We start from the raw sequence: 22413 nt of genomic DNA, 5'->3' as shown, positions 1-22413 counted from the left end.
CGGTTCGCCGCTGCGAGCGCGCTATCTGGCGAACAGCTTCAGATGGGCAATGGGGGACTTTGTACGGATGGACGAGCAGGAGTGAAAGGTCGCGTGGCGCTTGGCGGTCGAGCCTCATTTCGCTCCGGCCGCCAAGACTTAATTGTCTAGCCAAAACTTAATTGTCTAGCCAACACTTAATTGTCGCTTGATACCGTGATTGGCTCGGATGGTTCGTTGAATGCCGAGAAGACGTCCCGCACGCCGGCGATCCGGCTGTCCGGCAGATAGTCGAATTTGACCATCCCAAGTTCGATGATCTCGTTCTTTCGCGTGTCGAGGCCGGTGGTTTCGGTGTCGAGCAGGATGGCGGTCTTGACGTCCTGACCGACGGAAGGCGCGTACGGAAGCCGCGGCACCAGGCGGCGCAGCAGCCAGATAGGCTGCGCCGCGGGTGCTACGCGCAAGCGAGGATGGTATTCAGACGGGACAATGAGCGGCAACTAATGCGGCGGCATTCGGCAAGCGGTCCCACACCTAAAAGGTGCACTGGTGTTCTCCCCGCGGTACCATGCTAGAGCAAGCCGCCAGGTATCGGGAGAAAGATAGAATGTCTTCGCAGACCGAGAACAATCAGATCGTGCTCGAAAAAGGAAGCCCTGCTCGACTGCTCTCGACGCTGGTCGTTGGCCTTCTCCTTGGCGCCAGTTTGGGACCAGCGCTTTATCTGGCGGTAGGACGTCTCGAGCTATCCGGAGATCTGCTGCTGTCCTTCGCCATAGGCGCTTTCCTGTCTTTGGGACTCTGCCTCGTCGTCGCCGGCGTTGCCACGCTGCTGATTGTGCCACGAGTATTTGCAAGTGCTCGCGGCACCCTAGCAGGCATGGTTAGTGACCTTACGCAAGCAAGCCGTGCGCATGCCAGGGGTAACTCCGACGAAGCCATCCAATTTGTAGGGCGGGCAGTGGAAGAAGGTGTCGCTTGGTATTCAATTGGTGCGACGAGACGTTTTGTTGCACAGGCAGCCTTGGGGCTATTGATCTCATTTGGCGGAGTGATTGGAGCTGTTCTGCTTTTTAGTCAGAACACCCTGCTGCGCGAACAGACGGGTTTGCTGAAGCAACAAAATGAAAAGATCGATCAGCAGACTATGGTGGCCGATGCACAAAAGCGAGGAGCATTCGCAACTGAACTTTTCTCGATTGTGCAGGAGGTGGCCAAATTACCGAAAAGCGAGGAGCAGGCAGGTCTTCCGAAAGACTTGCTTGCACGAATTATCGTTCTGACCTCGAGCGCTACACCCTATGCATATCTCGATTTCAAGAATGATGCGGTCGGTGGTACTCCCAAGCAAATTTCTAAGCCTCTCAGCCCCGAACGCGGCCTGATAATTGCCGCGCTCATTCGAATGAAGGTCAACTTGCCTAGCCTCCATGACTCAGGTGCTATATTCGCGCAGGCTGATCTTCGCGGGGCCGACCTGCGCAACGTCAATCTGTCTGAAATTGATTTTAGAGGCTCCGATTTCACAGGCGCGACTGTGTCCGGTGCAAACTTCAAGAATGCTAATTTGTCGGGGGTCGAGCTTTCGAACGTGGAAGCTCGCGACACATCTTTCATTGAAGCTACGATCCGCAGTTCGGTAATTAAAAATGGTGATTTCCTCGGAGCGAAGTTTATCGACACCAAGTTGCGCGATCTAAAATTCGAAGGCGGTTCAATTGAAGCGGCGTCTTTCGAAAAGGCAAACTTGGATTCTACTGAGTTTGTCAACGTTTCGGTTGGACGGAGGACCGATAACTTCCCGTCTGGCTTGGATTGGCCGAAATCAGTTCAAGACCAACTTATAGAAGCCGTCACACTCGATCGCCTTGAGCCAGCATTGCTGAACTACGTACCGCCAGACCGGGCGGTCAAGCGATGGCGCCCGCCGGCGCCGAACACACCGGAGGGGACTGACCATGGCGTGGAGACGAAATAGCCGCTCTGGTGCCGAGCGTCGACGACTGGGACGTTATTCAAGGTGTGGCGGAGCGAAAGAGCTTGATGCGGCAGCGGGCCGATAAAATGTCTCACGCCGAGCGAACGCGCCTATATCGTCAACGTAAGGCGCGCGGCGAGTGGATGGCATCAGTTACTATGCCTTGTAATGTTCAGGCGCACTCGACTCCGCAATGCGACCCGTCGTCATAAAAAGCCAGGACTGGTCGCCCTGTCTCGCCCGGTAAGTCTGAGCGGCCGCCTCAGATGCGGCCGGAGAACCGGGTGAAGGCGGTCAGCCCTGCACGCCGGGCTCGACGTCCTGCATGTAGATTTGGGTTCGCAAGAACGCGATCTCGTCGGCGAGGGCGGTCTCGTCGACGTCTATGAACCAGCTTTTCGGTCTCCCGTCGCTGCCGTCGTTCCAGCGATAACCGCGCCTCTTCAGCGAGTCCTTGAGCTCGAACGCGGTCTGCTCTGCCCAGACCCGCATCGTCGGCTTGGGTGCGGTCTCGAGCAGGAGCGCGAGCGCTGTCGAACCAGTGGTCGGAAGCTCGAAGGCGAGCACCTCCAGCAGAGCGTGACAGTCGTCGACGGCTCGGTGCGCCTGGTGGAAGAAGCCGGCACCATTCAGCAGATAGCCGAGTTTCGCTCCCGCGAAGCCGTGCTTGCGCGAGTCGATCTCGCTCATGCTGCAGCCCCAGGCCTTGTGCTCGAAAAGGTGCCAGTAGCGTTCGGCGAACTTTCTGTCGAAGCCGCTGTTGTGCGCGATGACGACGACCGCGGTTTCCGCGAAGGCGGCGATGGCCGCGTCGTCAAACCTGTGGCCGGCCACCATCTCGTTGGTGATGCCCGTAAGTGCCGTCACCTCCGCGGAAATCGGCGCGCTCGGCTCGTTGAAGGCCGAGAAGGTGTCGCGGACCCCGACGATCCGTCCCTCAAAGGAAGAAAGCCAAGTAGCGGAGGATTCAGCATCTCCCAACAGAATCATTTCTACGGTCCTCCCGCTGAACTCGGTATCGAGCCAATTCTCAACGGCGGCTACGTCGCCATAGCCGTGCGATTTCAGAATGCCCACGATATCGGCGGCCGAAACCACGACGATCGGATGCTGGTCTTCCTTGATTTCCCGGTAGGCTTGGCTGTCGATGAAGCTTGTCGTTACGATGATTCCGAACTGACGATGTCGAAGCCGGGAGATCAGTCTGGACATTTCCCTGACGCCAACCGAGTTGCCGACACATAGCATTTGGCTTCGAGCGCGAATTCGACCAGGACCGAACTTGGGCCGCGGCCAATCCTCATTTTTCCGATTGCGTCCCGCCCGCCGTCTCTTGACGGACGAGTGACGTCGACCTCCACGATGTCGGGGATCAGCATCCTCGCCAAGGCGGTCGCGCAACGCTCGAAGTCGTGGGGGCGCGACTGAAAGAAGGCTTGGATCTTCGCCACCATCGCGAGGTCATTAGGCGCGCCCGGAAGTTGCTCCGATTTGCTTCTATGCTCGATCGAGCGGACGGCCTTCAAGGGACGGCAGCGGCCCGTGAGAACCCAGTCGGCCCACACGCCGGGGGCGCGAGCAAACGGATCCGTCCCGTTGATCAGGCGTCGATCCAAAAACGGGGAATCTCGGCGGCGTCCAGAATGGTGAAACGAGCGCGGTAGTTTTGGAATCTCAGACCTTCGCTCGACCTCCAGACGGCCACCAAGTCGTCGAAATTCTCGATGTCAGGGCCGCCTGGTATCGCTAGGCCTAGGAAGCGAACGTCACGCCATTCACCGGTGCCGGAGAACACGAAGATCGTAGGGATCGACCGCCTTCCGGAAGCGCCGGCATGGAGGCGCTCGAAGAACCTGCGGAGAAGTTCGTTGCCGAAGCGGCGCGTTTCATGGAGGCCCAGTCCCGGTCTCTTGTTGTCGCCGAAGTAAATGAAAGTGCCGCTCTCTCGGTCTATGGCATCGGGCCAATCCGGATCATCGAGCGAAGTCTTCAGGGCAACGAGACTGGGATTGTCGAGGCTCCCGCGATATCTAAAGCCACCTTGGTTTGAAACGTCCAACAGCCTGGGCAACGGATCGTCGGCTGCGCTTGCCTTGCGGTCGCCCTGATAGACCGCATCGACAATCAAAGGAGAGCGAACGATCTCCATGAACGGTATTATTCGTCCCCTTGGCACGCTTCCTCCGCGCTTCGTTCGCCCAGTGAAGTGCACATTGCTGCACGATTCGTGGCGGAGCGGCTGAGAGATCAGCGCTCGGCGGTCACTGACGCACCACTTTTTACGAACGCTTGTACGGGATCCGGACCGCTGCGGCGGCCGAGCGTGAGCGCATCGTCGGCGCGCCTCCGGCCAGTCAAGGCTGGAGGCTCCGGCATTGGAGACGAGAGGACCGCGAGCCCGCGCGCGGCAGGCCCCGTCGGTACCGGCGATGGCTCCGGAGCAACTGAAGCCGAATAAAGCACGCCTATGGGCTGGCTGGTCCGAGGACCGCAGGTGCGTAGTGATGGCCCCGCGGAGGTTCGACCATCCGACTAAGAAAACCAAGCCGATACAATAGCTTAGAAGTGGGGTTGATTGCATCGACTCGCCGTTATCCCGAAAATCGGCGATTCCGACTCACCGTTATTACGGAATCCGACTCACCACGGATTCGCAGAGCCCCGATTTTATTGAGTCCAGACGACTCGCTCTTACCTTGGGCGGATAGCACCCGCTTCCAACGTGGCTTGATAGGCCGACTATTTGCTCCTCAGGAGCTACGGGCGCGTCAGATTGCCGAGCCCGCTTTCAGCTCTTGGTTGATCAACGGCTGCAACGCAACGACGCATGGTGAATTCACGGTTGGGGCCGTATGGTGCTCTGCCTCAACCGCTGGAGTTCGATCATGCACTTCGGGATCAAGGGGTTGCTCGCCGGCGTCGCCTTCGCGGTTGGACTCTCGTCGCCAGTCATCGCCGAGAATGTCAAAGAGCTGAGGGCCGCCGATACGAAATTCGCCTATGTAGAGGCCGGCGAGGGTGATCCGATCGTTCTCGTGCACGGTGGACTTCAGGATTATCGTTTCTGGAATGGGCACCTTCCGGTGCTTTCAAAAAAACATCGCATCATCGCCTATAGCCGGCAGAACCATTTTCCCAACGCAACTAGCAAGGACGGCCTGCCAGATGCCGCGGCGGACGTCCACGGCGAGGATCTGGCCGCCATCCTCGCAGAACTCGGCATAAAACGCGCGCACATCGTCGCGCATTCGGCCGGTGCACATGCCGCGCTGTTCTTCGCATCCAATCATCCCGAGATGGTAATATCGCTGGTCGTCAACGAACCGCCGGCTGCGGGGCTGCTCGCGGGGATACCGGGGAGCGCAGAACTACTGAAAGAGTGGGGCGCGCGATTTGCTTCCTCGCGGGAAGCGTTCCGAAAAGACGATGTCGATACAGGGCTGCGCCTCTTTGCGGAAGCGGTTGGCGGACCCGGCACCTACGACCGACGATCAGATGGCGATCGCAAAATGATGTCCGACAATGCGGCGTCGGCGGTTGCGGACACGATAAGTTCCCGCCCACGTCCGGTGTTTACCTGTGAAATGGCAAAGCGCATTTCGGCGCCAACACTTCTGATCAATGGTGAGCGGAGTCCCGCGTTTTTTCATCGCATCGTGGACCAGTTGGAAAATTGCCTTCCCAAGCGAATGCGCATCAAGATTCCCGACTCCTCTCACACCGTCCCTGGCGAAAATGCACCTGCCTTTGATGAGGCCATCATCACCTTCGTGACAAGCCGCTAGGTCGTTACTAAGGAGATCGCTGAATGAGAGAGGCGCGAGCAACCCGCCGTGAGCCGCGTCTTTGGCGATCAAGAATGCGAAGCCGCTGCATGTTGCCGATGGCATCGCCCCGAATTTGCAAGACGCAACTCTCGTTGTTTCCAATCCACGGCGCACGCTCAATGGAATCGTGGACGAAGCTCTTCTCCACGAGAATGAGGCGGGCTGATTCTTCCTTGCGAAGCTCGGACGCGAAGAGCTCGCTCGTCATTCGAGTGAGACCGGCGCGGTCCCGGCCATCCCAAGCGCATGCGCGGCTCCGGTCGATAAGTCTATGCACCGCCGCTTTATGAAGGGACCACGGTCGTTGATCCGAACCGTGACGCTTCGGCCGGTTGAGTGCGAGGTGACTGTGACGTGAGAGCCGAATGGCCTGGTACGATGCGCCGCGGTCATCGCGTTTGGATCCATCCGCTCGCCCGACGCAGTTCGACCGCCGACGTAGCCATAATGAGAGGCAACACAAGTTTCCGCGGATCCCGATGCAGATGCTGACAAGCAAGTGAGCGCCAAGGCGGTACAGATTGGGCGGATCATCGTCTCCCTTCCAGGCTCCCGCCCGATCTGCCAACCTTCACGGAGCTTCGAGGTTCCTGTGCCGTGGATGTCCTGCAGCACAGGCCTCGCCAACGAAAGCGCCGCGGCCCACGCACAAAGCCTAAGAAGCACTTCTCGGCCGGCTCGGCATTAGCCGGAGCTCTCGTTGTCTGCCAGCTTAGGAACGTGGCTACCGTTCCTGCGTTGGCACCGGACGGAGAAACGCGATGGACCCGGTTACGCGGTGTTTGCATTGCGGCAGGAGATTGGTCCCGGTGCTGAGCGCGAACGGGAGAACAGAACTCAAGTGCGTTTGGTGCGACAAGGTGGATCCGGTGAAGACCGAGCCGGTGAGACGGGATGACAGACCGTCGACGGAGAGGCTCAATTCTCACCCCTTGAGAGCCCCTTAAACGAGCCTGCGCGGAGCGAGCCATCTGACGTGACGCTCCGATACTCCGCAACGTCAATCACCGAACTCGAACAAGTCCCGGGTCGACCCGCTTCCTGTAGCGGATCGTACTTGTCGTGGCGCTGCACTCCGCGTGTGGCGCAACTCAAATTCATTCGCATCTGAGCGCTGCGATTGAAGTTGCAAGCCTTCCGTCGCCTCGGTACAGCACGTGGCCCACCACTCAACACGATCCGAGCGATGAACAAGCCACTGAACGTTGCGATAGGAAGCATTCTCGTCAGCGTTTTGGTGCTCGGTTTGAAATACCTGGCGTATTGGCTGACCGGGTCCATTGCACTCTACTCCGACGCGCTCGAAAGCATCGTCAACGTCGTCACCGCCGTTGTTGCATTGTGGGCGGTTCGCATGTCGGCAAAGCCCGCCGACGCCAATCATCCGTTCGGGCATCACAAGATCGAATACTTCAGTGCGGTGTTGGTAGGCGTGATGATCATCATCGCGGCGCTCCTGATCGTGCGCGAGGCGTATGACGGCTTCCTGCACCCGAGAAAACTGGCTGTCGTGCCGGAAGGGCTGCTCGTGAACGGGCTCGCCAGCATCGTCAACGCCATCTGGGCCTGGGTGTTGATCGTGCGGGGACGGCGCATGCGCTCGCCGGCGCTGGTTGCGGACGGCCGACATCTCCTGACCGATGTGATCTCTTCCGTCGGCATACTGATCGGGCTTGTGCTCGCGCTCGTCATGAAATGGGAGTTTCTCGATCCTGCGCTTGCCCTGATCGTCGCTGCGACAATCCTGTGGTCCGGTTGGGGGGTCCTCAAGGAGTCCGCCGGGGGCCTGCTGGATGAAGCGGTGCCCGAGGCGACGTTGAACGCGATTCGGCGGACGATTGCCGACCATGCAGCCGGTGCGCTGGAAGCTCACGACGTCCGCACGCGCCACGCGGGGCGTGTCACGTTCATTGAGTTCCACCTCGTCGTCCCCGGGCAGATGACGGTGTCAGAGGCGCATCGGATATGTGACCGTCTCGAAGCGGCCTTGCGGGCGGAGGATGAAGACAGGCGGATCACCATCCATGTGGAGCCGGAAGAGAAGGCCAAACATTCCGGCATCGTCGTCGTCTGATACCGGCTTGTCACCTGAGCGTGACCTTATCGAGGTCGGGACATCAGGTGATCCCTAAGCGAGTGAATGAGTCTGCATAAACTCGCCATGCGATGAAGCTTTTGCGCAACACCCGCGCCTGATACGAATGTAACATTACTGGAAAGAATTTCTTCAGCGTTATCAGCAGCTAAGTCCATCCGCTGCAATTCCGGCACCTGTATCGCTCCATCAAGCCATCATCCTTCCTTGTTCTGGCCATCTTACTGCTGACGCCGTGCCGCGCTTCGGCTGTGATGTTCCCGTCACCTTGGCTTGCCAATCCAACAGCCTTCATCGACTATTTCCGCAGATCGATGACGAGAGGAACAATGACGATTCTCGGCTCCACTTATTACAGGTTCGGTTTGCTGTTGGCCGCGACGGTGATCGTCGCAACGTGGCCACGACCCGGCGCCGCTTACACGCCCGAGCAGCAGCAGGCTTGCTCGCCCGATGCGATGCGACTCTGCAGCGCGTTCATTCCTGATGTCGACATGATCACCGCCTGCATGGTCCGCAACAAGGCGCAGCTCTCGCCGCCGTGCCGCGTGTTCTTCAGTGCTGACCCGGAGGAACGACGGGAGCGCAGGCGTCGCGCAAGGTCCGCGGAATAAGGTGCGACATCGCGAAATCGCGAAGCAACGCGAGTCCGGCGTGAGTCGGACGAGCGCTGGTTCAAGTCCTGCGCGCGCGACAGACTGACGCCTTGCGGCGTTTTCGCTCATCAACATCTTCTCACCAGAGGAGAATCCGGTGAGCGAACACGACAGAATGGAAATGGACCGGCACTTTGCCTGGTTCGAAGGCAAGCTGCCGCCGCGGCCCGCAAGGTTCGTCGGTTGGCTGCGCAAGCCGTCGTCGCGCTACGCGCGGATGCCGCTTGCCGTTCTGCTGATGCTCGGCGGCGTCTTCAGCTTCCTGCCGGTGCTCGGCCTATGGATGCTGCCGCTTGGACTCCTTTTGTTCGCGCAAGACGTGCCAGTGTTACAAAAGCCCACCGCGCGGACTCTCGGGTGGGTTGAGCGCAAGTGGACCGAGCGCCGGCGCGCAAAAAACGTGTCGTGATTCGCGGCAAAAACGCGCATCCGCTTCTATTGCTGGTTGTGTGCACCGCAAGGTGTGACTCAAACAACAACATTTTCCGGCAATTTGCGGCTTACGCCCCATTGTCCGCAAATTTCTGCTTTCGCGAATCACCACGCTGATTCATTTTCGAGGTCTGGGGTCAATCTGGAGGCCAACGTAATGAACGTGATTGTTTTTGCTTCGCGTAAGGGGGGCTCGGGCAAAAGCACCCTGGCTGCTCATCTGGCTGCCCATGTACACAAATCGACCAAGCCTTGTCTGCTGATCGACGCGGATCCGCAGGGCTCGCTGACGCTGTGGCACAAGCTGCGCGGCACCAACGAACCGCCGATCAAGGCCGCCGTCAATTCCGTGAGCGGCATCGTGGCTGCGGCCAAGCGCGACGGGATCGAGTGGGTGTTCATCGACACGCCGCCGAACCTGTCGGCCGTCGTCGACGATGCCATCAAGAATGCGACCATGGTGATCATTCCGGCGCGGCCTGGCGTGTTCGACGTCAACGCGGTGCAGGAAACGATCCAGACCTGCCGTTCAACGCGCAAGCCCTATGCGGTCGTGATCAACGGCGCGCCGGCTCAGCGCGATGGCGCCGAGAGCCCGATCGTCACGATCGCGCGCGAGTCGCTGGCGAAGTTCCGTGCACCGGTCTGGAGCGGACAGATCACCAACCGCGCCGATCTGTTGATGGCGCTGAGCCATGGTGAAGGCGCCCGCGAATATGATGCCGAGGGGCGCGCGGCCGCCGAGATCGGCCGGCTGTGGGCCGCGATCGAACGTTCGATCAAGGCGATCCGCGGCGCGGCATCGGCCAGCGGCGCGATGCACAAGCAGGCGGCCTGATCAACGACAGGCCTCCAGACTGACAAAAACGCGCGGCTCCCCGCGCGTTTTTGTTGGTGGTTGGTTGTTGGTGACCAGCGCACGCTGTCATTCCGGGGCGCGCATCGCGCGAGCCCGGAATCCTTTTATCCGCAGTCTGCGCGGCGAAATGGATTCCGGGTTCGCGCGATGCGCGCCCCGGAATGACTGAGTGCGTGGTGGCGTTCACGCCACCATCAGCATGTAGAAGATGATGACCGGCGAGAGGGTGAGGATCACCGACCAGATGCCGAGCGCCCAGAGGATGTCGCCGGTCGTAAATCCTTGATGGTGTAAAACTGGATCAAATTCTTTGTGCACGATGCGCCCCGTATTCTTTGGCGGGGCGATGGATAGCTGAAGCTTTTTAAGGTTCCGCTCGCAGTTTCGCTTGCATTTGACCACAGGTGCTACCGCGGATTAACCACGGCGCGGCGGCCTCTTCTTGCGCGTGTGGAGAGAGCTGATCCCCACCCGGTTTGCCTGACGCGCAAACCGACCTCCCCTTTTCAAGGGGAGCTGACCACGCAGCCGCTGACTCCCTGCGCTCCTTGCTTGAAAGGGGGAAGGCTGGGATGGAGGTCAGCCGCGATTCACGCCGTCTGAGGGGAAGCGAGAGCATCACCGATCAGCGCGGCCGATCACGTCCATCAACTCGGCGATCTTTTGGCGCTGGTCGGCCTTGTCGCCGGAGGAGATCGCGTGCTCGACGCAATGGGCGACGTGGTCGCGCAGCACCTCCTCCTCGACCCGCCGCAGCGCGGCGCGTGCGGCGGCGATCTGGGTCACCACGTCGATGCAATAGCGGTCGTCCTCGACCATCTTGGCGAGGCCGCGGATCTGGCCTTCGATTCGTTTCAGCCGTTTGAGGCAGGAACTCTTGATCTCGTCACGCATAGGGTTCATATACCCCCATAGGGTATCAGGTTCAAGGGCCGGAGCTCGGCCCGGGAAGAGTTCGCTATGACAGAGGCAGGGCACGGTCACGCGCATGAGGGGCACGCGCATCATCATGGCGCCCCAGTGGCTAGCTGCTGCGGCGGCAAGCACGGCGCCGCGGACGAGGGCGGCGCGCTTGCGACCGATCCCGTCTGCGGCATGAAGGTCGATCGTGCCACCGCCAAGCATCGCTTCAGCTACAAGGGCGAGGATTACGTCTTCTGCGGCGCGCGCTGCCGCGAACGGTTTGCGGCCGAGCCGGAGAAATTTTTAAAGCCCCGCGAGAGCGAGCCGGCGCTGCCCCCCGGCACCATCTACACCTGCCCGATGCATCCGGAAGTGAGGCAGGTCGGGCCGGGCTCCTGCCCGATCTGCGGCATGGCGCTCGAACCGGAAGAGGTGACGCTCGACGACAAGCCCGATCCGGAGCTCGTCGACATGACACGCCGGTTCTGGATCGCGCTGGTGCTGACGCTGCCGGTGTTCGCGATCGAGATGGGCGGCCATGCCTTCGGCCTCGAACTGGTGCCGATGGGATGGGCGAACTGGATCTCGTTCGCGCTGGCGACGCCGGTGGTGCTGTGGGCCGGCGCGCCGTTCTTCGTGCGCGGCTGGCAGTCGCTGGTGACGCGCAATCTCAACATGTTCACGCTGATCGCGATGGGCGTCGGTGTTGCCTATGTCTACAGCGTGGTCGGCACGCTGGCGCCGCATCTGTTCCCGCCGGCGTTCCGCGACATGCACGGCCAGGTCGCGGTCTATTTCGAGGCTGCCGCCGTGATCACGGTATTGGTGCTACTCGGGCAGGTGCTCGAGTTGCGGGCGCGGGCGCAGACTTCGGGCGCGATCCGCGCGCTGCTCGGGCTGGCGCCGAAGACGGCGCGGCGCATCACCGACCATGGCGATGAAGACGTCGCGATCGAGGCGATCGCGGTTGGCGATCGCCTGCGTGTGCGTCCCGGTGAGAAGGTGCCGGTCGACGGCATCGTCATCGAAGGTCACGCGGTGCTCGACGAATCCATGGTCACCGGCGAATCGATGCCGGTGTCCAAGAACGAGGGTGACCGCGTGATCGGCGGCACCGTCAACCAGAGCGGCGGCTTCGTCATGCGCGCCGAGAAGATCGGCCGCGACACCATGCTGGCGCGGATCGTCGACATGGTCGCGAAGGCACAGCGCTCGCGGGCGCCGATCCAGCGGCTCGCCGATCGCGTCGCCGGCTGGTTCGTGCCCGCGGTGATCGCGGTCGCGGTGCTGGCGTTCGCCGCCTGGGCGGTGTTCGGGCCCGAGCCGCGCTTCACCTTCGGACTGGTCGCGGCCGTCACCGTCCTGATCATCGCCTGCCCTTGCGCGCTTGGGCTTGCCACGCCGATGTCGATCATGGTCGGCGTCGGGCGCGGCGCGCATTCGGGCATCCTGATCCGCAACGCGGAGGCGCTGGAGCGGATGGAGAGCATCGACACGCTGGTGCTCGACAAGACTGGCACGCTTACCGAGGGCAAGCCGAAGGTGGTCGGCGTGATCGCCGCGAAGGAGTTCGACGAGACCGAACTGCTGCGCCTTGCCGCCAGCGTCGAGCGCGGCAGCGAGCATCCGTTGGCGCTGGCGATCCTGAACGCTGCCAAGGAGCGCCAGCTTGCGCTCGCCGAAGTCAGCGGCTTCACCTCGCCGTCCGGCAAGGGCGCGACCGGCACGGTCGAAGGCAAGCAGGTCGCGCTCGGCAACGCCATGCTGATGGGCGAACTGAAGATCGCAACATCAGCGCTCGATGCGGCGGCCGAGACCGCGCGGCAGGACGGCGCGACTGCGATCTATGTCGCGGTCGATGGGCGTGCGGCCGGTGTGATCGCGATCGCCGATCCGATCAAGCCGTCGGCCAAAGAGGCGCTGGCGGCGCTGCGCGGCGACGGCCTGCGCGTGGTGATGCTGACCGGCGACAATGCGACGACCGCGCGCGCGGTGGCCAAACGGCTGGGGATCGATGAGGTCGAGGCCGGCGTGCTGCCGGAACGCAAGAACGAGGTGGTGCAGCGGCTGCGCGGCGAGGGCCGCAACGTCGCGATGGTCGGTGACGGCGTCAATGACGCGCCGGCGCTGGCGGCCGCCGATGTCGGCATCGCCATGGGCGGCGGCACCGACGTCGCGATCGAGAGCGCCGGCGTGACGCTGCTCACCGGCGATCTCCGCGGCCTGGTGCGGGCGCGGCGGCTATCGGTTGCGACCATGCGCAACATCCGCCAGAACCTGATGTTCGCATTCGTCTACAACGCCGCCGGCGTGCCGATCGCGGCCGGCGTGCTCTATCCGGTGTTCGGCATTTTGCTGTCACCGATGATCGGCGCCGCCGCGATGGCGCTGTCCTCCGTCAGCGTCATCGGCAACGCACTGAGGCTCGCAAGAGCGAAGCTGGATTGATTGTCGCTGTTTCGCGCTACGCTGCTCACAATGGTAACACCGGTGTCGTCCCGGCCTTGAGCCGGGACCCATAACCACCAATGTTGGTTGTTTGCAGTCGCGCGGAGTTCCAGCTTAGCGCCACAGTGAGATTTTGTGGTTATGGGTCCCGGCTCAAGGCCGGGACGACGAGGCTGTCCTCGCGTTGACGACTCCTGCGCTCGATCTCGCGATCCAGCCGCGCCGCAAGCTCCATGCTCACCTCGACCATCGGCAGTCGCACTTCCGCGCTGTCGATCAAACCCGTGCGCCACAGCCAATGCTTGGCTGGCGCCGGGCTCGGCTCGACGAACAACAGGCGCGTCAAGTCGGAAATGCCTTGCCACGCTGCCGATGCGGCCTCGCGCTTGCCCTGCCTCAGCAGCGATCGCACCAAGGCGAATGCTTCGGTTTCGACATGCGCGGACAACAGGATCGCGCCGTCGGCGCCGTCGCTGAGCGCGTCGAAATATTGCGCGTCCTCGCCGGTCAGCACGCGGAAGCCGGGCGGACGTTGCGCGAGGAAGTCGATCGATTGCGCGCGGTCGGCACAGCAGTCCTTCATGCCGACGATGTTCGGATGCTCTGCGAGCGCGAGCAGCGTCTCGTTGGTGATGTTGACCGCGGTCCGGTAGGGAATGTTGTAGATCAGGAGCGGCCAGGAGGCGTGATCGGCCAGCTCGGTGAAATGCTGCAGAAGGCCGCGCTGCGACGGCCTGACGTAGTAGGGGCTCGCGATCAGGTAGAAGTCGATCGGCCAGGCCGCCGTCTCGTCCAGCACGTCCTTGATCTTGGCGGTGCTGGCGCCGGAGAGGCCGAGACAGATCGGCAGGTAACGGCCGACATCGTTGATCTCTGACCGTACCACCTCCACGAGCTGTTCGAGCTCGCAGATAGCCAGCGACATGCCTTCGCCTGACGTGGCGCCGAGGATCAATCCGTCGACCGGGCCGCTTGCGTAGTGCCGCACCAAACGGCGCAGGGACTGCTCGTCGAGCTTGCCGTCGCGAAATGGCGTGATCAGGGGCAGCCACAGGCCCTGTAGTGGCTCGGATAGATCAGTCATGGTCCTTCTCCTTGAGTAGCGTGAAACGCCGGAGACGGGACCAATAAAAGACCCCGTCCAGGCGGCGGGGTCTTCGGGATCGGTTCGGTCGATATAACTTTATCGCGCGCGTCGATCTCGGCTCCCCGCATGGGGAGCTTTTTTCGACAGAGCTGCGCACGAATTCGTGATCATGTCGCGATACTGCTGGGACAGCCGGAGGTTGTCAATGCACGGTTGAGGGCAGAAGGCGAAAAGAAGCCGGGCTCGATCGAGCCCGGCTTAAGGTATTGGCCACGTGAGGCCGACACAATCACCTTCCAAGAGGGATTACTGAGCTTCCGCACCACTGGAGGAGGGGGACATAAGCGTAGCGCGGCCGCTCAGCGCACAAGCACTATGATCCCCATCAGTGCCCTGCAGCAACCGTCCGAGCCGCATGTCAGACATGCGGAGTCCGGGGCCTCTATGAAAACAGGCCGATCACGAGGGCCAGCGCTGCGCCTTGCTGACCACGAAGTCGCGGAAGACCTGCACGCGCGCCACCGTCTTCAACTCTTCGGGATAGACGAAGTAGGTGTCGAGCTGGATCGAGTCGGACTCGCCGAACAGTTGCACCAGGCGGCTATCTTCCTCGACCAGGTAATCCGGCAGCGCGGCGATGCCGAGGCCCTGCTGACAGGCGCGTACCAACCCCAGGATGTTGTTGACCTTGAAGTAGGGTTCGCGCGGACCCGAGCCGTTGCGGCCGGCATCGATCAGCCAGGCGCGGTTCTGCAGATGCGTCGGGACCTGGGAGTCACCGAGCATGATGATGCGGTGCGAGTCGAGATCGTCGAGCGTGCGCGGCGTGCCGAAGCGCTTGATGTATTCCGGCGAGCAATAGGCGTGGAAGCCGATCGAGAACAGCTTGCGCTGGATCAGGTCGGGCTGCGTCGGCTTGCGGGTGCGGATCGCGACATCGGCTTCGCGCATCGAGAGATCGAGATCCTCGTCGGTGACGATCAGCGAGATCCGGATGTCCGGATAGAGCTGGGTGAATTCGTCGAGCCGCGGGATCAGCCAGTTGATGCCGAGCGCCGGCGGCGTCGTGATCTTGAGGTCGCCGCTCGGCCGCTCCCGGCTGTCGGTGAGCTTTGCCCGCGCCGCCTGCAACTGCATGAAGACGTCATGGGCGGTGCGGAACAACAGGTCGCCTTGCTCGGTGAGGATCAGGCCGCGGGCGTGGCGGTGAAACAGCGAGACCGAAAGCTCCTGCTCCAGCGCGCTGACTTGTCTGGAGACCGCCGACTGCGAGAGGCCAAGCTGCTCGCCGGCATGCGTGAAGCTTCCCGCTTCCGCCGCCGCGTGAAACACCTTCAGCTTGTCCCAGTCCATGTCCGTAAATCCATCGCGTGTTCTAGCCATGATCATTCCGCCGCCGCGCGATCGCTCGCGCGCAAAGCCAGGAAGCGTTCAGCCTCGAGCGCTGCCATGCAGCCGAGGCCGGCGGCCGTCACCGCCTGGCGATAGGTTTCGTCCGCCACGTCGCCGGCGGCAAACAGCCCGGGCACGGAGGTCGCAGTCGAATTGGGCGCCACCTCGACATAGCCGGAGGGTTTGAGTTTGATCTGGCCTTTGACGAGATCTGTCGCAGGCGCATGACCGATGGCGATGAAGACGCCGTCGGCCGGCACTTCGGTCAGTGCGCCGGTCTTGACGTTCTTCAAGCGTACATGGGTGACCTTGGTCGGGTTCTCAGCGCCGAGGATCTCGTCAATGGCGCTGTCCCAGACCACCTTGATCTTCGGATGCTTGAACAGGCGGTCCTGCAGGATGCGCTCGGCGCGGAAATGATCGCGGCGATGCACGATGGTGACCTGCGAGGCGAAGTTGGTGAGGAACAGCGCTTCCTCGACCGCGGTGTTGCCGCCGCCGACCACGATGACCTCCTTGCCGCGATAGAAGAAGCCATCGCAGGTTGCACAGGCCGAAACGCCAAAGCCCTTGTACGTCTCTTCCGACGGCAGCCCGAGCCAGCGCGCCTGCGCGCCGGTGGCGAGCACGACGGTCTCGGCAAGATAGACATCGCCGCTATCGCAGGTCAGGCGGAACGGCCGCTGCGACAGGTCAAGTTTGGTGACGAGATCGGTGACGAGCTTGGTGCCGACATGCGCGGCCTGCTTCTCCATCTGTTCCATGAGCCAGGGGCCCTGGATTACGTCGGCGAAGCCCGGATAGTTCTCCACATCGGTGGTGATGGTGAGCTGCCCGCCCGGCTGGATGCCCTGGATCAGCACCGGCTCCAGCATCGCCCGCGCCGCGTAGATCGCCGCGGTGTAGCCGGCCGGACCGGACCCGATGATGACGACCTTGGCATGAATTGGAGCAGGCATAGCGAATCCCTTCACAGGGGCGATTTTGTCAGGACTTGTGCGGAAAGCGCCTGGAAAGGCATCGCGGCGGCGCCGCCAGAGTCAAATCCAACTCTAATATATCTGGGTAGCTATGCAAGAATTGCAATCCATATCAGCGGTTTTTCCCCGGGACCGCGCCAAATCTCGCACTGCACGCGCAATAAAATTGCGGCTGTCGAGCCGACTGGGTTATGAGAGTTGCCGTCAGAACCACCAAATCCTCCAAGCCCTTGGGAACCAGACCCGCGTGTCTAAGAATCTTGACGAGATTGACCTTCGGATTCTCGCCGAAATCCAGGCCGATGGCCGAATCACAAATGTGGAATTGGCCAAGCGCGTCGGCATTTCGCCGCCGCCCTGCCTGCGCCGCGTCCGGGCGCTGGAGGAAGCGGGCTATATCCTGGGCTATCGCGGATTGCTCGACCCGCAGCGGCTCGGCTTCGATGTGACGGTGTTTGCCGCGGTGCACCTGTCGAGCCAGGCGGACGCGGATCTGCGCGCGTTCGAGGATTTCGTGCGCAAGGAGCCCTTGGTGCGGGAGTGCTGGATGCTGTCGGGCGAGGTGGATTTCATCCTGAAATGCGTGGCCCCTGACATGGCGACGTTCCAGAACTTCGTCACCCACCTCACCGCCGCGCCTCACGTGCGCAATGTCAGGACATCGCTGGTGCTGCATAATTCGAAATATGAGGCCGCCGTGCCGCTGGATGTGAAAGCGGCGGGGTGAGGTTTCTTCTCCTTCCCCTGAAAGGGGGAAGGTCGGGATGGGGGTCCGCCACGGGCGCTGGTGCTTGTGGAGAGAGATGATCCCCACCCGGTTTGCGCGGTGCACGCGCAAACCGACCTCCCCTTTTCAAGGGGAGGTGAAGGACGACGACTACTTCTTCCTTGCGGCGTCGATGCTGATGGGGCCGCCGCCGGCGGTTGCGAGATAGAGGCAGGCGAAGCAGAACAGGATCGCTGCGGTGCCGTTGTTGAGCAACGGGAGAAACACCGGCGCGGACGGGTTCTTGAACATGTGCCCGAGGAAGTAAGCGAAGGCCATCTCGCCCGACAGGATGAATGCGGACAGCCGAGTGAACAGGCCAACCATCAGGAGCGCGCCGAGCACGAGCTCGAGCATGCCGGCGGCCACGATCAGCGGCGGGATGTCGGCGAAATAGGGGATGACCGGAAATTTGAAGATCTTGGCGACGCCGTACTGAAACAGCAGAAGCCCGGTGATGAAGCGAAACAGGCTGAGCGCGAGCGGCTGCCATTTCGAGAAAATCTGGTCCATATGTTCTACCCCCTCTGGTGCATGACCGCGGGCATCGTCCGCGGCGAATGGTCGTCTCGCGATGAAATGCCGCTGTCCACAGGCGGTCAGCTCGATACGCAGAACTGCGCGCGCAGTTCCTTGTGCCGAACCAAAAAATCGGCGCCGTTACCGGAATGTCCCCTCGCGATAGTTATGAAGCATAATCAAGTGTACGTGTCGCAGACGAGGGAAATGCGACAGCGGTTCCACTCACAATCCCGTTAACGGAATATAAACCGTAACCTGTAGCCGGGCGGAGCCAACGGGGCGCGCGTTCGCGCGACCCGTTGGCTCCGCCCGGGCCACAGCAAGAAAAAAGCCGCGTCGGGAGAACGCGGCCTCTTTTGAATGCGCGAAATGGAATAGATCTAGCGCCACTCGACCTTGGTGATCTCGTAGGCCTTGGCGCCGCCGGGCGCCATCACTTCCACGGTCGTACCCTTGGTCTTGCCGATCAGCGCGCGCGCAAGCGGCGAGGTGATGGAGATGCGGCCTTTCTTGGCGTCCGCCTCGACCTCGCCGACGATCTGCCACACCGCTTTCTTTTCGGTATCCTCATCGATCAGCGTAACGGTGGCGCCGAATTTGATGGTGTCGCCCGAGAGCTTGGTGATGTCGATGACGTCGGCGCGCGCGAGCTTGTCCTCGAGCTCCGCAATGCGGCCCTCGTTATGGGACTGCTCTTCCTTCGCGGCATGATATTCCGCGTTTTCCGAGAGGTCGCCATGTGATCGCGCCTCGGCGATATGCTCGATGATTCGCGGACGATCCACCGACTGGCGGTGCTTCAATTCGTCCGTGAGAGCCGCATATCCGGTCGCGGTCATCGGAACCTTTTCCATCATCTCTCATCCTTCAAATCGGGGCGAACCGCAGCGGAGCGCGGCCAGGCGTTGCTTCGGTTGCGCTAGACTCCGGCCATCACGGCTCAAAACGCCAGCCCGCCCGCTTAGTGATTCGCGGCCCCTGAGGGGCCGAGACACATCCAAACGGGCGGTGAGTTCCAGCCGTATCGGCTTCATTACCAACCGTTTAGCGGGCCCTGGGAACAGATCTTGGGCCGAGGCTGACGGTCAGTTCTCGGAAAAGTAACTCTGCAGCGTCCGGACCTCAAGGTCCCCGTCCCGGTAGGCACGGATGCCCTGGGCCGCCGCTACAGCGCCTGAAAGAGTGGTGTAATACGGCACTTTATGCAAGAGGGCAGCGCGCCGCAGAGAACGGCTGTCGGCGAGTGCCTGCGGACCCTCGGTGGTATTGAACACCAACTGGACGTCGCCATTGGTGATGGCGTCGACAATGTGCGGCCGCCCCTCCAGCACCTTGTTTACCTTTTCTGCCGGCACACCCTTGTCGGTGAGGAAGCGCTGGGTGCCCGACGTCGCCATCACCTTGAAGCCGAGCCCATGCAGCAGGCTGACCGCATCGGTGATGCGGTTCTTGTCGGTCTCGCGCACCGACACGAACACCGTGCCTTTGCGCGGTACGCGCGTGCCGCCGCCAAGCTGGCTCTTGGCGAAGGCGACTTCGAAGGAGCGGTCGATGCCCATGACCTCGCCGGTCGAGCGCATCTCCGGCCCGAGCACGGTGTCGACGCCGGGGAAGCGCGCGAACGGAAACACCGATTCCTTCACGCCGACATGCTCGAGCTTCTTCTTCTTGAGATTGAAGTCGGCGAGCTTCTCGCCGGCCATGATGCGCGCCGCGATCTTCGCGACCGGCGTGCCGATCACCTTGGCGACGAACGGCACCGTGCGCGAGGCGCGCGGATTGACCTCGAGCACATAGATATCGCCGTTCTTGATCGCATATTGCACGTTCATCAGCCCGACTACGTCGAGGCCGAGCGCAAGCTCGCGGGTCTGCCGCTCGAGCTCCTCGATCGTCTTGGCATCGAGCGAATGCGGCGGCAGCGAGCAGGCGGAATCGCCAGAGTGGATGCCGGCCTCCTCGATATGCTCCATGATGCCGACGATGAAGACGTCCTTGCCGTCGCAGAGGCAGTCGACATCGACCTCGGTCGCATCGGAGAGATAGCGGTCGAACAGCAGCGGGTTCTTGCCGAGTACGGTGTTGATCTGCCCGGTCTTGTCGTTCGGGTAGCGCGCCTTGACGTCGCCCGGCACCAGCTCGGGCAGCGTCCCGAGCAGGTAGTCGGCGAGCTGGTTTTCGTCGCGGATGATCTGCATCGCGCGGCCGCCAAGCACGTAGGATGGGCGCACCACGAGCGGCATGCCGAGATCGGCGGACACCAGGCGCGCCTGCTCGACCGAATAGGCGATACCGTTCTTCGGCTGCTTCAGGCGGAGCTTGTCGAGCACGCGCTTGAAGCGGTCGCGGTCCTCGGCGAGATCGATCGCATCGGGCGAGGTGCCGAGGATCGGCACCTCCGCGGCCTCGAGCGCGCGCGCGAGCTTCAGCGGGGTCTGGCCGCCGAACTGCACGATCACGCCGTGCAGCGTGCCGTTCTTGCGTTCGGTCGCGATGATCTCGAGCACGTCCTCAGCGGTGAGCGGCTCGAAATAGAGCCGGTCGGCGGTGTCGTAGTCGGTCGACACCGTCTCCGGATTGCAGTTGACCATGATGGTCTCATAACCGGCATCGTCGAGCGCGAAGCAGGCATGGCAGCAGCAATAGTCGAACTCGATGCCCTGGCCGATGCGGTTCGGACCGCCGCCGAGGATGACGACCTTTTTCTTGTCCGACGGCGCGCTCTCATCGGCAGCGAGACCTGCGAACGGGGCCTCATAGGTCGAGTACATATAGGCCGTGGGCGAGGCGAATTCGGCGGCGCAGGTGTCGATGCGCTTGAATACGGGGCGGACGCCGAGCGCGTGGCGCTTGGCAGTGATCTCACCTTCCGTGGTGTCGGCCAGCACGGCGAGCCGCGCATCCGAAAAGCCCATCGCCTTCAGCATGCGCATGCCGTAGCCGTTCGGCGGCAGGCCGTGGGCGCGGACCTTGGCTTCCATCTCGACGATGCCCCGCAGCTCGGTGAGGAACCAGGGGTCGATCTTGCAGGAATTGAAGATCTCCTCATTCGACCAGCCGAGCCGCATCGCCTGCGCCACCTGCAGCAAGCGGTTCGGCGTCGGCGTGCCGAGTGCGGCGCGGATCGCATTCTTGTCGTCGCTCTGGCCGAGGCCCTCGATCTCGATCTCGTCGAGGCCGGTCAGCCCGGTCTCCAATCCGCGTAGCGCCTTCTGCAGGCTCTCCTGGAAGGTGCGGCCGATCGCCATCACTTCGCCGACGGATTTCATCGACGTGGTCAGCGTGGTGGAGGCGCCCGGAAACTTCTCGAACGCGAAGCGCGGGATCTTGGTCACGACATAGTCGATCGTCGGCTCGAACGATGCCGGCGTCGCACCGCCGGTAATGTCGTTGGCGATCTCATCGAGCGTGTAGCCGACCGCGAGCTTGGCCGCGACCTTCGCGATCGGGAAGCCCGTCGCCTTCGAGGCGAGCGCGGAGGAGCGCGAGACGCGCGGGTTCATCTCGATCACGACCATGCGGCCGTCGGCGGGGTTGACGCCGAACTGCACGTTGGAGCCGCCGGTCTCCACCCCGATCTCGCGCAGCACCGCCAGCGAGGCGTCGCGCATGACCTGGTATTCCTTGTCGGTCAGCGTCAGCGCCGGCGCCACCGTGATGGAATCGCCGGTGTGCACGCCCATCGGATCGAGGTTCTCGATCGAGCAGATGATGATGCAGTTATCTTTCTTGTCGCGCACCACCTCCATCTCGAATTCCTTCCAGCCGAGGACGCTTTCCTCGATCAGGACTTCGTCGGTGGGGGAGGCGTCGATGCCGCGCTCGACGATCTCGATGAATTCCGCCTTGGTATAGGCGATGCCGCCGCCGGTGCCGCCCATGGTGAAGGACGGGCGGATGATGGCGGGCAAGCCGATATGGTCGAGCGCGCGCAGCGCGTCGGGCAGGGTCTTGGTCTGGGTCGAGCGCGGCGTCTCCAGGCCGATCTTGGTCATCGCCTCGCGGAAGCGGCCGCGGTCCTCGGCCTTGTCGATGGCATCGGCCGTGGCGCCGATCATCTCGACGTCGAATTTCTCGAGCGTGCCCTGTTTGCGCAATGACAGCGCGCAGTTCAGCGCGGTCTGGCCACCCATGGTCGGGAGCAGCGCAAAGCCGCCCGGGATGACGTGGCGCTCCTTCTCGATGATCTTGGCGACGATTTCGGGCGTGATCGGCTCGATATAGGTGGCGTCCGCGAGCTCCGGATCGGTCATGATCGTCGCCGGATTGGAGTTGACCAGGACGATGCGGTAGCCCTCTTCCTTCAGCGTCTTCACCGCCTGGGTGCCGGAATAATCGAATTCGCAGGCCTGGCCGATCACGATAGGACCGGCGCCGATGATAAGGATGGTGGAGATGTCGGTTCGTTTGGGCATCGGCTCTCGCGGAACAGGAATTTTCGGGCACAAAAAAAGGGCGCGCTACCGCGCGTCCCTTTCGCCACAGC

The 22413-nt window shown here is 62.1% G+C and carries 20 protein-coding genes and 2 pseudogenes; 9 read left to right on the top strand and 13 right to left on the bottom strand.

What is annotated here, in order from left to right; genetic code table 11:
- Nucleotides 1-176: 176 nt before the first annotated feature.
- Nucleotides 177-446: an exonuclease domain-containing protein gene (locus tag YY7_RS0123605; RefSeq protein WP_028165406.1), complete on the bottom strand. Its 270-nt coding sequence runs from the start codon at nucleotides 444-446 to the stop codon at nucleotides 177-179.
- 143 nt (nucleotides 447-589) lie between these two features.
- Here YY7_RS0123605 and YY7_RS0123600 point away from each other — a divergent pair, with 143 nt between their 5' ends.
- A complete protein-coding gene (locus YY7_RS0123600) occupies nucleotides 590-1960 on the top strand; it encodes a pentapeptide repeat-containing protein (RefSeq protein ID WP_196237308.1) in 1371 nt (456 codons plus the stop codon).
- A gap of 262 nt (nucleotides 1961-2222) precedes the next feature.
- On the opposite strand, the pseudogene YY7_RS60560 reads toward YY7_RS0123600, so the two are convergent.
- The 3 genes and pseudogenes from YY7_RS60560 to YY7_RS62555 form a co-directional block, all read right to left on the bottom strand.
- A pseudogene (locus YY7_RS60560) lies at nucleotides 2223-2983 on the bottom strand (3'-5' exonuclease); the annotation flags it as partial.
- 60 nt (nucleotides 2984-3043) lie between these two features.
- A pseudogene (locus tag YY7_RS64445) lies at nucleotides 3044-3208 on the bottom strand (restriction endonuclease); the annotation flags it as partial.
- A 352-nt stretch (nucleotides 3209-3560) separates the two neighbouring features.
- Nucleotides 3561-4109 carry a hypothetical protein gene (locus YY7_RS62555; protein WP_210164703.1) on the bottom strand — a complete coding sequence of 183 codons (549 nt, stop codon included), beginning with the start codon at nucleotides 4107-4109 and terminating at the stop codon, nucleotides 3561-3563.
- 736 nt (nucleotides 4110-4845) lie between these two features.
- Between YY7_RS62555 and YY7_RS0123585 the strand changes: the two genes are divergently transcribed.
- Nucleotides 4846-5745 (top strand): alpha/beta fold hydrolase, encoded by a 900-nt coding sequence (locus YY7_RS0123585; RefSeq protein ID WP_196237307.1) that lies wholly within the window; start codon nucleotides 4846-4848, stop codon nucleotides 5743-5745.
- Nucleotides 5746-5806: 61 nt separating this feature from the next.
- Nucleotides 5807-5953 carry a hypothetical protein gene (locus YY7_RS60550; protein WP_155255290.1) on the top strand — a complete coding sequence of 49 codons (147 nt, stop codon included), beginning with the start codon at nucleotides 5807-5809 and terminating at the stop codon, nucleotides 5951-5953.
- A gap of 38 nt (nucleotides 5954-5991) precedes the next feature.
- Here the strand turns inward: YY7_RS60550 and YY7_RS58350 are convergent, their stop codons facing one another.
- The gene (locus tag YY7_RS58350) at nucleotides 5992-6321 is read right to left on the bottom strand and encodes a septal ring lytic transglycosylase RlpA family protein (RefSeq protein WP_080663813.1); all 330 of its coding nucleotides are present in this window, start codon (nucleotides 6319-6321) and stop codon (nucleotides 5992-5994) included.
- A gap of 652 nt (nucleotides 6322-6973) precedes the next feature.
- On the opposite strand from YY7_RS58350, the gene YY7_RS0123575 reads away from it, so the two are divergent.
- The 4 genes from YY7_RS0123575 (at nucleotide 6974) to YY7_RS0123560 (ending at nucleotide 9808) form a co-directional block, all read left to right on the top strand.
- Complete coding sequence (locus YY7_RS0123575) at nucleotides 6974-7861, top strand: cation diffusion facilitator family transporter (protein ID WP_028165403.1); 888 nt, start codon at nucleotides 6974-6976, stop codon at nucleotides 7859-7861.
- 350 nt (nucleotides 7862-8211) lie between these two features.
- Nucleotides 8212-8496: a hypothetical protein gene (locus tag YY7_RS52505; RefSeq protein ID WP_349642670.1), complete on the top strand. Its 285-nt coding sequence runs from the start codon at nucleotides 8212-8214 to the stop codon at nucleotides 8494-8496.
- A 157-nt stretch (nucleotides 8497-8653) separates the two neighbouring features.
- Nucleotides 8654-8947 carry a hypothetical protein gene (locus tag YY7_RS0123565; RefSeq protein WP_051396860.1) on the top strand — a complete coding sequence of 98 codons (294 nt, stop codon included), beginning with the start codon at nucleotides 8654-8656 and terminating at the stop codon, nucleotides 8945-8947.
- A gap of 180 nt (nucleotides 8948-9127) precedes the next feature.
- Nucleotides 9128-9808 (top strand): ParA family protein, encoded by a 681-nt coding sequence (locus YY7_RS0123560; protein WP_028165401.1) that lies wholly within the window; start codon nucleotides 9128-9130, stop codon nucleotides 9806-9808.
- A 204-nt stretch (nucleotides 9809-10012) separates the two neighbouring features.
- Here the strand turns inward: YY7_RS0123560 and YY7_RS64440 are convergent, their stop codons facing one another.
- Both YY7_RS64440 and YY7_RS0123550 read right to left on the bottom strand, forming a co-directional pair.
- The gene (locus tag YY7_RS64440; RefSeq protein WP_283807018.1) at nucleotides 10013-10147 is read right to left on the bottom strand and encodes a hypothetical protein; all 135 of its coding nucleotides are present in this window, start codon (nucleotides 10145-10147) and stop codon (nucleotides 10013-10015) included.
- A gap of 300 nt (nucleotides 10148-10447) precedes the next feature.
- On the bottom strand, nucleotides 10448-10723 hold the full coding sequence (locus tag YY7_RS0123550; RefSeq protein WP_028165400.1) for a metal-sensitive transcriptional regulator: 276 nt from the start codon (nucleotides 10721-10723) through the stop codon (nucleotides 10448-10450).
- Nucleotides 10724-10789: 66 nt separating this feature from the next.
- On the opposite strand from YY7_RS0123550, the gene YY7_RS0123545 reads away from it, so the two are divergent.
- On the top strand, nucleotides 10790-13180 hold the full coding sequence (locus YY7_RS0123545) for a heavy metal translocating P-type ATPase (protein WP_028165399.1): 2391 nt from the start codon (nucleotides 10790-10792) through the stop codon (nucleotides 13178-13180).
- Between the two features lie 139 nt (nucleotides 13181-13319).
- On the opposite strand, the gene YY7_RS0123540 is transcribed toward YY7_RS0123545, so the two are convergent.
- The 3 genes from YY7_RS0123540 to trxB all read right to left on the bottom strand — a co-directional run bounded on the left by YY7_RS0123540 (nucleotide 13320) and on the right by trxB (nucleotide 16618).
- A complete protein-coding gene (locus YY7_RS0123540) occupies nucleotides 13320-14264 on the bottom strand; it encodes a 4-hydroxy-tetrahydrodipicolinate synthase family protein (protein WP_028165398.1) in 945 nt (314 codons plus the stop codon).
- A gap of 462 nt (nucleotides 14265-14726) precedes the next feature.
- The gene (locus tag YY7_RS0123535; RefSeq protein ID WP_028165397.1) at nucleotides 14727-15650 is read right to left on the bottom strand and encodes a LysR family transcriptional regulator; all 924 of its coding nucleotides are present in this window, start codon (nucleotides 15648-15650) and stop codon (nucleotides 14727-14729) included.
- Nucleotides 15651-15652: 2 nt separating this feature from the next.
- Nucleotides 15653-16618, bottom strand: coding sequence for a thioredoxin-disulfide reductase (trxB, locus tag YY7_RS0123530; RefSeq protein ID WP_028165396.1), 966 nt, complete (start codon nucleotides 16616-16618; stop codon nucleotides 15653-15655).
- 268 nt (nucleotides 16619-16886) lie between these two features.
- Between trxB and YY7_RS0123525 the strand changes: the two genes are divergently transcribed.
- Entirely contained in the window at nucleotides 16887-17366 is a 480-nt protein-coding gene (locus tag YY7_RS0123525) for an Lrp/AsnC family transcriptional regulator (protein ID WP_028165395.1), read from the top strand.
- A 150-nt stretch (nucleotides 17367-17516) separates the two neighbouring features.
- On the opposite strand, the gene YY7_RS0123520 is transcribed toward YY7_RS0123525, so the two are convergent.
- From YY7_RS0123520 to carB, 3 genes are all read right to left on the bottom strand, one after another.
- On the bottom strand, nucleotides 17517-17918 hold the full coding sequence (locus tag YY7_RS0123520; protein WP_028165394.1) for a DoxX family protein: 402 nt from the start codon (nucleotides 17916-17918) through the stop codon (nucleotides 17517-17519).
- Nucleotides 17919-18307: 389 nt separating this feature from the next.
- The gene (greA, locus tag YY7_RS0123515) at nucleotides 18308-18781 is read right to left on the bottom strand and encodes a transcription elongation factor GreA (RefSeq protein ID WP_130226034.1); all 474 of its coding nucleotides are present in this window, start codon (nucleotides 18779-18781) and stop codon (nucleotides 18308-18310) included.
- A 231-nt stretch (nucleotides 18782-19012) separates the two neighbouring features.
- Complete coding sequence (gene carB, locus YY7_RS0123510) at nucleotides 19013-22342, bottom strand: carbamoyl-phosphate synthase large subunit (protein ID WP_028165392.1); 3330 nt, start codon at nucleotides 22340-22342, stop codon at nucleotides 19013-19015.
- Nucleotides 22343-22413 lie beyond the last annotated feature (71 nt).

It is taken from the genome of Bradyrhizobium elkanii WSM2783 (genome assembly GCF_000472865.1).
GTDB classification, from domain to species: domain Bacteria; phylum Pseudomonadota; class Alphaproteobacteria; order Rhizobiales; family Xanthobacteraceae; genus Bradyrhizobium; species Bradyrhizobium elkanii_A.
Note: the sequence above shows the minus strand (reverse complement) of the source record. Positions and strands in the feature narration are given on the sequence as shown.

What these genes read in the sequence shown, in the direction of transcription:
- YY7_RS0123600 (WP_196237308.1), top strand. Translation starts at nt 590, where the DNA reads ATGTCTTCGCAGACCGAGAACAATCAGATCGTGCTCGAAAAAGGAAGC.
- YY7_RS62555 (WP_210164703.1), bottom strand. Translation starts at nt 4,109, where the DNA reads ATGGAGATCGTTCGCTCTCCTTTGATTGTCGATGCGGTCTATCAGGGC.
- YY7_RS0123585 (WP_196237307.1), top strand. Translation starts at nt 4,846, where the DNA reads ATGCACTTCGGGATCAAGGGGTTGCTCGCCGGCGTCGCCTTCGCGGTT.
- YY7_RS58350 (WP_080663813.1), bottom strand. Translation starts at nt 6,321, where the DNA reads ATGATCCGCCCAATCTGTACCGCCTTGGCGCTCACTTGCTTGTCAGCA.
- YY7_RS0123575 (WP_028165403.1), top strand. Translation starts at nt 6,974, where the DNA reads ATGAACAAGCCACTGAACGTTGCGATAGGAAGCATTCTCGTCAGCGTT.
- YY7_RS52505 (WP_349642670.1), top strand. Translation starts at nt 8,212, where the DNA reads ATGACGATTCTCGGCTCCACTTATTACAGGTTCGGTTTGCTGTTGGCC.
- YY7_RS0123565 (WP_051396860.1), top strand. Translation starts at nt 8,654, where the DNA reads ATGGAAATGGACCGGCACTTTGCCTGGTTCGAAGGCAAGCTGCCGCCG.
- YY7_RS0123560 (WP_028165401.1), top strand. Translation starts at nt 9,128, where the DNA reads ATGAACGTGATTGTTTTTGCTTCGCGTAAGGGGGGCTCGGGCAAAAGC.
- YY7_RS0123550 (WP_028165400.1), bottom strand. Translation starts at nt 10,723, where the DNA reads ATGCGTGACGAGATCAAGAGTTCCTGCCTCAAACGGCTGAAACGAATC.
- YY7_RS0123545 (WP_028165399.1), top strand. Translation starts at nt 10,790, where the DNA reads ATGACAGAGGCAGGGCACGGTCACGCGCATGAGGGGCACGCGCATCAT.
- YY7_RS0123540 (WP_028165398.1), bottom strand. Translation starts at nt 14,264, where the DNA reads ATGACTGATCTATCCGAGCCACTACAGGGCCTGTGGCTGCCCCTGATC.
- YY7_RS0123535 (WP_028165397.1), bottom strand. Translation starts at nt 15,650, where the DNA reads ATGGCTAGAACACGCGATGGATTTACGGACATGGACTGGGACAAGCTG.
- trxB (WP_028165396.1), bottom strand. Translation starts at nt 16,618, where the DNA reads ATGCCTGCTCCAATTCATGCCAAGGTCGTCATCATCGGGTCCGGTCCG.
- YY7_RS0123520 (WP_028165394.1), bottom strand. Translation starts at nt 17,918, where the DNA reads ATGGACCAGATTTTCTCGAAATGGCAGCCGCTCGCGCTCAGCCTGTTT.
- greA (WP_130226034.1), bottom strand. Translation starts at nt 18,781, where the DNA reads ATGGAAAAGGTTCCGATGACCGCGACCGGATATGCGGCTCTCACGGAC.
- carB (WP_028165392.1), bottom strand. Translation starts at nt 22,342, where the DNA reads ATGCCCAAACGAACCGACATCTCCACCATCCTTATCATCGGCGCCGGT.